This is a genomic window from Pseudomonas sp. Irchel s3a18 (genome assembly GCF_900187535.1).
In the GTDB taxonomy this organism is placed as follows: Bacteria; Pseudomonadota; Gammaproteobacteria; order Pseudomonadales; family Pseudomonadaceae; genus Aquipseudomonas.
Genome location: NZ_FYDV01000010.1, coordinates 173639 through 182493, shown reverse-complemented (window position 1 = coordinate 182493; position 8855 = coordinate 173639). Strand labels below are relative to the sequence as shown.

Annotated in this window: 10 protein-coding genes; 5 read left to right on the top strand and 5 right to left on the bottom strand. The window is 61.8% G+C overall.

Annotated elements, in window-relative coordinates:
• The first annotated feature begins 323 nt into the window (after positions 1-323).
• A complete protein-coding gene (locus tag CKW29_RS15955; RefSeq protein ID WP_095143888.1) occupies positions 324-632 on the top strand; it encodes a hypothetical protein in 309 nt (102 codons plus the stop codon).
• A 1-nt stretch (position 633) separates the two neighbouring features.
• Here the strand turns inward: CKW29_RS15955 and greB are convergent, their stop codons facing one another.
• The 3 genes from greB to CKW29_RS15940 are packed head-to-tail and all read right to left on the bottom strand — an operon-like array spanning position 634 to position 4353.
• On the bottom strand, positions 634-1131 hold the full coding sequence (gene greB, locus CKW29_RS15950; RefSeq protein WP_095143887.1) for a transcription elongation factor GreB: 498 nt from the start codon (positions 1129-1131) through the stop codon (positions 634-636).
• Between the two features lie 34 nt (positions 1132-1165).
• Positions 1166-3670: an ABC transporter permease gene (locus CKW29_RS15945; protein WP_095148827.1), complete on the bottom strand. Its 2505-nt coding sequence runs from the start codon at positions 3668-3670 to the stop codon at positions 1166-1168.
• Complete coding sequence (locus CKW29_RS15940) at positions 3670-4353, bottom strand: ABC transporter ATP-binding protein (protein WP_095143885.1); 684 nt, start codon at positions 4351-4353, stop codon at positions 3670-3672. The genes CKW29_RS15945 and CKW29_RS15940 overlap by 1 nt, the downstream gene beginning before the upstream one ends.
• A gap of 10 nt (positions 4354-4363) precedes the next feature.
• Between CKW29_RS15940 and CKW29_RS15935 the strand changes: the two genes are divergently transcribed.
• The 3 genes from CKW29_RS15935 to CKW29_RS15925 all read left to right on the top strand — a co-directional run bounded on the left by CKW29_RS15935 (position 4364) and on the right by CKW29_RS15925 (position 6394).
• On the top strand, positions 4364-4969 hold the full coding sequence (locus CKW29_RS15935) for an arylesterase (protein ID WP_095143884.1): 606 nt from the start codon (positions 4364-4366) through the stop codon (positions 4967-4969).
• A 58-nt stretch (positions 4970-5027) separates the two neighbouring features.
• A complete protein-coding gene (locus CKW29_RS15930; RefSeq protein WP_095078654.1) occupies positions 5028-5321 on the top strand; it encodes a hypothetical protein in 294 nt (97 codons plus the stop codon).
• A 104-nt stretch (positions 5322-5425) separates the two neighbouring features.
• Positions 5426-6394 carry a L,D-transpeptidase family protein gene (locus tag CKW29_RS15925; protein WP_095148826.1) on the top strand — a complete coding sequence of 323 codons (969 nt, stop codon included), beginning with the start codon at positions 5426-5428 and terminating at the stop codon, positions 6392-6394.
• A gap of 125 nt (positions 6395-6519) precedes the next feature.
• On the opposite strand, the gene oprI is transcribed toward CKW29_RS15925, so the two are convergent.
• A complete protein-coding gene (gene oprI / locus CKW29_RS15920) occupies positions 6520-6771 on the bottom strand; it encodes an outer membrane lipoprotei OprI (RefSeq protein ID WP_003172710.1) in 252 nt (83 codons plus the stop codon).
• A 636-nt stretch (positions 6772-7407) separates the two neighbouring features.
• On the opposite strand from oprI, the gene CKW29_RS15915 reads away from it, so the two are divergent.
• Entirely contained in the window at positions 7408-7689 is a 282-nt protein-coding gene (locus CKW29_RS15915) for a GNAT family N-acetyltransferase (RefSeq protein WP_095143882.1), read from the top strand.
• A 61-nt stretch (positions 7690-7750) separates the two neighbouring features.
• Here CKW29_RS15915 and CKW29_RS15910 read toward each other — a convergent pair whose 3' ends face one another.
• The gene (locus CKW29_RS15910) at positions 7751-8827 is read right to left on the bottom strand and encodes a 3-deoxy-7-phosphoheptulonate synthase (protein ID WP_095148825.1); all 1077 of its coding nucleotides are present in this window, start codon (positions 8825-8827) and stop codon (positions 7751-7753) included.
• Between the last annotated feature and the right edge of the window lie 28 nt (positions 8828-8855).

Sequence of the window (8855 nt, the reverse complement as noted above, 5' to 3'; positions counted from 1 at the left end):
GCTGGGGCTTGTCTCAATACTGGAAACGATTAACCGGCTTAGCCGCATAACCTGAACCGCCGTATACGGAACCGTATGTACGGTGGTGTGAGAGGACGGCGGTTGTGAAACCGCCTCCTACTCGATCCGGGATTCTTGACACTGTCCCGTCGGCTTCTCTAGGATGCTGCCATGCGCCGATTTAAACAGCTACTTGCGGGGCGCCAGGTGACTCATTCAGTTGCCGATAGAAGCTTGAAACAGGCTTCGAAATACCGCTAAAGCGCTGGTTCGGTGTTGCCTCTCACCTGCCATGCAGACTTTTGAGGCAGAGACACGACATCATGAATGCACTTCGCCCTCCCGTACGTCCCGCGCCGATCACGGCTCACCTGACCCAACGCAACCCGAAAATCCTCCTTGGCGGTAATCATCAGCCCACGCTCTTGCGTTATCTGGACGGCTGGCCGCGTCGCAATGGCGGCCCGGCGGCGTTCCTGATCCAGTTTGTCGAGGACGGTGAATCGCTGGCGCGCTTTGCCAGCGACAGCTTCGACCTGGCGGTGATTCAGTCGCCCAGTGCCGAAGAGGCGGTCGAAGTGATCAGGCAACTGACGCGTGTTGCCCGCCAGGGGCTGATTGCCCGTCGCTGACTCAGGGGTAATCGATGGCGACGATGTAGACGAACTGCTCGCTAGTAGGCGTCTGGACCCGGACTTCGGCGTCCAGGGCCTTGCCGATCAGGGCACGCGCCAGGGGCGAGTCGATGCTGATCAAGCCTTGCTTGAGGTCCAGTTCGTCCGGGCCGACGATCCGGTAGCGTGACTGCTTGCCATCTTCATCCTCGATGGTCACCCAAGCGCCAAAGTACACCTTGTTCGGATCGCTGGGTTTTTCGCTGACCACCTTGAGCGCTTCCAGCCGTTTGGTGAGAAAACGCACGCGGCTGTCGATTTCGCGCAGCATCTTCTTGCCGTAGGTGTACTCGGCATTTTCAGAACGGTCGCCCTGGGCGGCGGCTTCGCTGACCGACTGGGTGACCTGAGGGCGACGTACATGCCAGAGCTCATGGAACTCGGCACGCATCCGGGCCTCGCCCTCGGGCGTGATGAGGGCGGTGCCGGCAGGACGGGGAGGGCGATAGCGGCTCATTGCGATTTCTTTTGGTGAGAAGGCCTCGAGTTTATCAACCCTCGCGCAAGACTGTCAGTGGGCTGGCATTCAGCGCACGACGTGTTCCAAATACCCCGGCACCACCGACCAGCAAGGCACCGATCACCGGCAATAGCAGCAACCAGGGATGGGGGTGCCAGGCCAGATCAAAGGCATAACGGTAAAGCACCAGGCTCACCAGCTCCGAACCGAGTGCGGCGAGCAGGCCGCTGACGGCACCCAGCAAGCCAAACTCGATGCGCCGTGCCTTGACCAGCAGTTGCCGTTCGGCCCCCAGGGCCCGTAACAGTGCGCCTTGGCGAATGCGTTCATCGAGGGTTGCCTGCAAGCCGGAAAACAGCACCGCCATGCCCGCCGCGAGGACGAACAGCAGCACGTATTCCACCGCCAGCGTGACTTGTTCAAGGATGCTGCGCAGTTGGGCGAGCAAGGCTTCGACCTGCAGGATGGTCACCGCCGGAAAGGCCCGTGACAGCTCGACGATCTGCGCGTCGTGACCGGGCGCCAGGTAAAAACTGGTGAGGTAGGTCGCCGGCAGGTCCTTCAGGGTGCCGGGTTGGAAGATCATGAAGAAGTTCGGCTGGAAGTTGTCCCAGTTGATGTTGCGCAGGCTGGTGACCCGCGCTTCGCGATTGACCCCGCCGACGGTGAAGACCATGTGGTCGCCGAGTTTGAGTTTCAGGCTCTCGGCGACTTTGCCCTCGACCGACACCCCGGGTATGTCGTCCGCAGGCTGTGCTGGCCACCAGTTGCCTGCGGTAATGCTGTTGCCCGCCGGCAATTCGGCGGCCCAGGTCAGGCTCAGGTCGCGCTGGATCGCCCGATCACCCTGGGAGTCCTTGCTGACGATGCCCTGCACCGGCTCGCCATTGATACTGATCAGCCGTCCCGGTACCACCGGGTACAGCGGCGCCGATTGAGCGGAGAGGTTGATCAGGCGATCGGTGAAGGCTTGTTTGTCGGCCGGCAGGATATTGAGCGCGAAGTAGTTGGGGGCGTTCTTCGGCAGCTGGTTTTGCCAGGTGTCCAGCAGCTCGCCACGCAGCAGGGCGATGAGCGCCATCGACAACAGGATCAATCCGAAGGCCAGGGACTGGCCTGCCGCCGCCAGCGGGTGGCGCAGCAACTGGCCCAGGCCCAGGCGCCAGGCCAGCGGTGCGCCGACCAGCAGGCGACGCAGGCTTTTGAGCACCAGCAGCAACAGGCCACCGAGCACCAGGGCGGCGATGATACCGCCCCCCAGCAGGGCGAACGTCAGCAACAGGTCCAGACTCAAGCGCCACATGATCAGTGCCAGGGCCACCAAGGCGGCGCCATAGACCATCCAGGTGCTGGATGGAATCGGCAGCATGTCGCGGCGCAGGACGCGAAGCGGCGGAACGCGACCGAGGGCGGCCAGCGGCGGCAGGGCAAAACCGGCGAGCGCGACCAGGCCGGTGCCTATCCCGGCAATGGCCGGTAGCAATCCCCCTGGCGGGACATCGGTGGGCAGCAGGTCATGCAGCAGCGCGAACAAGCCAAGCTGGGCCAGCCAGCCGAGAAGGGCGCCGCTGATGCTGGCCAGCAGGCCGAGCACCGCCAGTTGCAGGCTGAACAGCAGCAAGGTTTCCCGACGCGACAAGCCAAGGCAGCGTAACAGGGCGCTGGCGTCGAAGCGGCGAGTGGCAAAGCGGGTGGCCGAGAGCGCGACGGCGACGCCCGACAACAGCACCGCCACCAGGCTGGCCATGTTCAAGTAGCGCTCGGCCTTGCCCAGGGCACCGCCGATCTGTCGGTTGCCGTCGCGGGCGTCCTGCAGGCGCTGGTTGGCCGCCAGCCCCGGCTTGATCCCTTGTCGATAAGCTTCCAGTGCCGAGGCTTCGCCGCGCCACAGTTCGCGGTAGCTGACCCTGCTGCCGGGCTGCACCACGCCGGTCGCGTCCAGATCGGCGAGGTTGATCATTACCCGGGGCGTGAGGCTGTAGAAGTTGCCGGCCCGATCCGGTTCGTAGGTCAGGACGCGGCTCAGGCGCAGGGTTTTCATGCCGACGTCGATGCTGTCGCCGATCTTCAGGTCCAGCGCCGTCAGCAAGCGCGCCTCGACCCAGGCTTCGCCCGGTTCTGGACCGCCGCCCGTTTCCTCGGGGGCAAACGGGGCGGGCGCGCTTTTCAGCTGGCCCCGGAGCGGGTAGACCTCATCGGCGGCCTTGATGCTCGACAGCTGAATGCCCTTGTCGGTGGCGATGACACTGGAAAACTCCACCACCTGAGCGTGTTGCAGGCCCAGCGCCTTGCCGCTCTGAATCTGCTCCGCTCGGGCCGGTGAACTGCCTTCGAGCAGCAGGTCGGCGCCGAGGAACTCGGTGGCGCGCAGCAGCATCGCGCCGTTGAGGCGTGCGCCGAAGTAACCGATGGCGGTGCTTGCCGCGACGGCCACCAGCAGGGCGAAGAACAACACCCGCAGTTCTCCGGCACGGGCATCGCGCATCAATTGGCGAATGGCGAGGCTGAACAGGCGCAACAGCGGCAAGCGTGCCATCAAGGCTCCAGGGGGGCGACCAACAGGCCGGCTTCAAGGCGGATCAGGCGGTGGCAGCGATGGGCCAGGCGTTCGTCGTGGGTGACCAGCACCAGGGTCGTGCCGCTTTCTTTATTGAGGTCGAACAGCAGGTTGCTGATGTGCTCGCCGGTGTGGGTGTCGAGGTTGCCAGTGGGCTCGTCGGCAAACAGCACGTCGGGCTCGGCGGCAAAGGCCCGGGCAATCGCCACGCGCTGTTGCTCGCCACCTGAGAGCTGGCGCGGCGAATGGCTCAGGCGCTGGCCGAGGCCGACGCGACGCAGCAGTTCAGTGGCGCGCTCGCGGGCATCCTTGCGGCCATCGAGTTCCAGCGGCAGCATGACGTTTTCCAGGGCGTTGAGGCTGTCGAGCAGCTGGAAGGACTGGAACACGAAGCCGACATGCTCGGCGCGGATGCGCGCGCGCTGGTCCTCGTCCAGGTTACCCAGGGCCTGGCCCGCCAGGGTGACCTCGCCGCTGCTGGGCAGGTCGAGGCCGGCCAACAGCCCCAGCAGGGTGGATTTGCCGGAACCGGAGCTGCCGACAATGGCCAGGCTGTCGCCCTTGTTCAGTTCCAGGCTGAGTTGATGCAGGATGGTCAGTTCACCTTCCGCGCTGGGAACCACTTTGCTAAGGTTCCGCGCAGTGAGAATGCTTGCGCCCATGGAGAGTCCGATGCGTGTGTGGTTTTTGAGTGCTGGCCTGGCCTTGATGTGCATGGCCCAGAACGCAGCGGCGGGTACAGTCCTGATCGTTGGCGATAGTATCAGCGCCGCTTTCGGCCTGGATACCCGGCAGGGGTGGGTGTCGTTGCTTGAGCAGCGGCTGCGACAAGAGGGTTTCAGCGATAAGGTGGTCAATGCCTCCATCAGTGGCGATACCAGTGCAGGAGGCCAGGCGCGGCTGCCGGCGCTGCTTGCAGAGCATAAGCCTGAACTGGTCGTGCTGGAGTTGGGGGGCAATGACGGCCTGCGCGGACAGCCGCCTACACAATTGCAACAAAATCTTGCGTCGATGATCGACAGCGCCAGGGCCAGTGGTGCCAAGGTGCTGTTGTTGGGCATGCAACTGCCGCCTAATTATGGGGTGCGCTACACCGAGGCTTTCGCGAAGGTCTACAGCAACCTGGCGGAACAGAAAAACGTCCCGCTGGTGCCGTTTTTCCTGCAGGGAATCGGCGGCAATCCCGAGCTGATGCAGGCCGATGGCATCCACCCGGCGGTCGCGGCGCAGGACAAGTTGCTGGAAAATGTCTGGCCTACGCTAAAACCGCTGCTGTGACGCTTTTCTAGCGGCAGTCTTTCGGCTAATGTGGCGCCCCCCTGATTTGGAGCCCCCGATGCCGCGTTCTGCCTGGTCCCTGTTTGCCTACCAACTGATCGAGCCTGACGAGCAGCTGGATCTGTTCGCCTGCCAGGAGGTCCGGGTGCATCTGGTGACGCGTCAACTGGAGTTGGGCGGCTCGGCCGACCGTACCTTGTGCGGCAGCTTGTTGCCGGCGCAACCGCGCTGGTCGAGCGTCGACCGCACGGTGTTCCAGGACCAGCGTCTGTGCTCGTTGTGCCGGGCGATTCTCGAGTCGCAAAAGCGCGGTACCTCGCCGATCTGGCCCGAGTTGCGTTTCGAGCTGTAACACTCCAGCGGGGGCGGGCCGTCGGCCCGGCTCCCCGATTCCCCGGGTGTCAGTGTACAATCGGTCTTTTATACCCTCTGTTGATCATGCAAAGGATTTTCCGGATGTTGCCGCGTTTTCCTGCCGTCGCCCGCTGCCTGTCTCTTGCCGCCTTGTGCGTGGCAGGTCCCGTTGCAGCGTTGGAGCTGCCTTTACCGCCACCGGGCGAAGATATCGTCGGTCAGGTGCAGGTGGTCAAGGCCAAGTACGAAGATACCTTCGCTGATCTGGGCACCACCTATGACCTGGGTTATTCGGAAATGGTCGCGGCCAACCCGGGTGTCGACCCATGGTTGCCAGGAGCGGGTACCGAAATCATTCTGCCGACGCGCTTCATTCTGCCGCCTGGCCCACGTGAAGGCATCGTGATCAACCTGGCCGAGTACCGCCTGTACTACTACCCCAAGGGTCGGAACGTGGTCTACACCTTCCCGCTGGGTATTGGTCGTGAAGGCTGGGGCTCGCCGATTGCCCACACCAGCATCGTTGCCAAGACGCCGAACCCGACCTGGACCCCGCCAGCCTCGATCAAGGCTGAGCACGCGGCCGATGGCGACCCTTTGCCAAACGTCGTGCCGGCCGGTCCGGACAACCCGCTGGGGCCCTTCAAGTTCACCCTGGGCACGCCTGGCTACCTGATCCATGGCTCGAACAAGAAGTTCGGCATCGGCATGCGCACCAGCCACGGCTGCTTCCGCATGTTCAACAATAACGTCCTGGAAATGGCCAGCATGGTGCCGGTGGGCACTTCCGTGCGCATCCTCAACGACCCGTACAAGCTGGGCGTGAGCGGTGGCAAGGTCTATCTGGAGGCGCATACGCCGATCGACGACAAGGGCAACCCGTCGGTGGTCGACAAACACACCTCGGTGATCAACGCCATGCTCAAGCGTGAAGACATCACCGGTAACATGCGCATGAACTGGGATGTGGTGCGCGACGTGGTCGCTGCCGAAGATGGCCTGCCGGTAGAGATTGCAGTGCCGAACACCACGGCACCCATGGTCACCAGCGCGCCGCTCGAGCTGCAGTAAGCGCTTCAAACAACCCGCCGGGGCGACATCGCTTCGGCGGGTTTTTTTATGGCTTCAAGAAACCGCAGGCCATAAAAAAGCCGACCCAGAAACTGGGTCGGCTTGATAATAATCCCGAGGGATTATTACTTGCGGCTAGCTTTTTCCAGCATGCGCAGAGCACGCTCGTTAGCTTCGTCAGCAGTCTGTTGTGCTTTTTGAGCAGCAGCCAGAGCTTCATCAGCTTTACGGTAAGCTTCGTCTGCACGAGCCTGGGAGCGAGCTGCTGCGTCTTCAGTAGCAGTCAGACGTGCTTCGGTTTCTTTCGATACGCTGCTGCAACCGGTAGCCAGAACTGCGGCCAGAGCCAGAGCAGAGAATTTCAGAACGTTGTTCATCGTGTTCCCCTTCAAGGACTTTCTATTAAATAGCTATCACCTCAGAGTGAGGAAACAGCCGGCGTACATACTACCCATTACTTTTAGTAAGTAAACTGACGTAGCGCAAGAAGCAAAAAAAATTGTAGGCGCTGATTCTTTTTCGAGCAACTTTTAATCGCACTGTATAAAAAGTATGCAGCCGGGATGCCCGCCCTGAGCGACCTGCTTGAAACGCACAACCTGCCCAGGTGCCTGTTTCGCAGTATGGGGCTAAAGTCGGTCTTTATTGATTCGTCTACACTTTTGTTGACGATTTGCGGAGCGCCTCACGCGAGTTTGCATGTTAGAGGTGACTTTAACTACCGACGCTCGTCTCAAGTCTCAATATCCGGCAATGTTCAGGCGCCCGGCCCGGGAGAATCTTCGGTCGAGCCCCCTCGGTGTGCCCCGTGCCGATCCAGTGCACGCGCGGTCATGACGAGTGCGCCTTGAGCATTTGTGCCATTGGTGCCTACTATTTGATACGTGCAAGACTGCGCGAGATCGGTACGGCCTTTTCTCGGTGTCCAGACAGGCACGGGGTGGCGCAGAGGTTCCTTCGCCGGAAAAACATCGGTAAGGTAGGGGTCAATTCAAGACCCGCGAGGAGCAGTGATGAGCGAGGCGTTGTCCATCCACCATGACCAGGCTGGTCATCAGTTCGAGACCATTGTGGACGGTCATCGTGCCTACCTGACCTATATGGACCTGGGCAAGCAGACCCTGGATATCTATCGCACGTTCGTGCCCAACGCGCTGCGTGGCCGAGGCATTGCCGCCGCGTTGACCGAGCAGGCGCTCGAGTATGCGGAACAAATGGGTTACACCGTCATCCCTTCGTGTTCCTACGTGGAGCGCTACATGGAGCGTCATCAGCGCCATGCCGCCAAGCTCTGATCAGGGGCACTCATGAAAACGCCGGGCTAAGCCCGGCGTTTTTGTGTGCGGCACATGCCGATCAGGTGCGTTCACGCTTGGGCAGCACGTCCTTGAGCTTGGCATGCATGCTGCGCAAGGTGTTTTCGGTCGCGGACCAGTCGATGCAGGCATCGGTGATCGACACACCGTACTGCAGTTCGGCGAGGTCCTTGGGGATCGCCTGGCAACCCCAGTTCAAATGGCTTTCGACCATCAGGCCGATGATCGACTGGTTGCCTTCCAGGATCTGGTTGGCCACGTTCTCCATCACCAGGGGTTGCAGTGCCGGGTCCTTGTTGGAGTTGGCGTGGCTGCAGTCGACCATGATGTTCGGCTTGATCCTGGCCTTGTTCAGCGCTTGCTCGCAGAGCGCGACGCTGACCGAGTCGTAGTTTGGCTTGCCGTTGCCGCCGCGCAGCACCACGTGGCCGTAGGCATTGCCTTTGGTGGTCACGATCGACACGCCGCCTTCCTGGTTGATCCCCAGGAAACGGTGCGGGCTGGAAACCGATTGCAGGGCGTTGATGGCTACGGTCAGGCCGCCATCGGTACCGTTCTTGAAGCCGACGGCCGAAGACAGGCCCGAGGCCATTTCACGGTGAGTCTGGGATTCGGTGGTGCGCGCGCCAATGGCCGACCAGCTGATCAGGTCCTGCAGGTACTGCGGGGAGATCGGGTCAAGGGCTTCGGTCGCTGTTGGCAGGCCCATTTCGGCCAGGTCCAGCAGCAACTGACGACCGATGTGCAGACCGTCCTGAATCTTGAAGGAGTCGTCCAGGTACGGGTCGTTGATCAGGCCTTTCCAGCCGACGGTGGTACGTGGCTTTTCGAAATAGACCCGCATGACCAGGTACAGGGTATCGGACACTTCAGCGGCGAGCACCTTGAGGCGCTCGGCATATTCGTGTGCGGCCTTGATGTCGTGGATCGAGCAGGGCCCGATGACGACGAACAGGCGGTGGTCGGTGCCATCCAGGATGTTGCGAATCACTTCGCGGCCCTTGGTCACGGTGCGCAGGGCGGCATCGCTCAAAGGGATATCACGCTTGAGCTGGTCAGGGGTGATCAGCGTCTCGTTGGAGGCGACGTTTAGGTCATTGATCGGTAAATCAGCCATCGTGTTACTCGTCAGGTCACGGGTGCCG

Coding starts and splice junctions, on each gene's coding strand:
- CKW29_RS15955 (WP_095143888.1), top strand. CDS start 324: ATGAATGCACTTCGCCCTCCCGTACGTCCCGCGCCGATCACGGCTCAC.
- greB (WP_095143887.1), bottom strand. CDS start 1,131: ATGAGCCGCTATCGCCCTCCCCGTCCTGCCGGCACCGCCCTCATCACG.
- CKW29_RS15945 (WP_095148827.1), bottom strand. CDS start 3,670: ATGGCACGCTTGCCGCTGTTGCGCCTGTTCAGCCTCGCCATTCGCCAA.
- CKW29_RS15940 (WP_095143885.1), bottom strand. CDS start 4,353: ATGGGCGCAAGCATTCTCACTGCGCGGAACCTTAGCAAAGTGGTTCCC.
- CKW29_RS15935 (WP_095143884.1), top strand. CDS start 4,364: ATGCGTGTGTGGTTTTTGAGTGCTGGCCTGGCCTTGATGTGCATGGCC.
- CKW29_RS15930 (WP_095078654.1), top strand. CDS start 5,028: ATGCCGCGTTCTGCCTGGTCCCTGTTTGCCTACCAACTGATCGAGCCT.
- CKW29_RS15925 (WP_095148826.1), top strand. CDS start 5,426: ATGTTGCCGCGTTTTCCTGCCGTCGCCCGCTGCCTGTCTCTTGCCGCC.
- oprI (WP_003172710.1), bottom strand. CDS start 6,771: ATGAACAACGTTCTGAAATTCTCTGCTCTGGCTCTGGCCGCAGTTCTG.
- CKW29_RS15915 (WP_095143882.1), top strand. CDS start 7,408: ATGAGCGAGGCGTTGTCCATCCACCATGACCAGGCTGGTCATCAGTTC.
- CKW29_RS15910 (WP_095148825.1), bottom strand. CDS start 8,827: ATGGCTGATTTACCGATCAATGACCTAAACGTCGCCTCCAACGAGACG.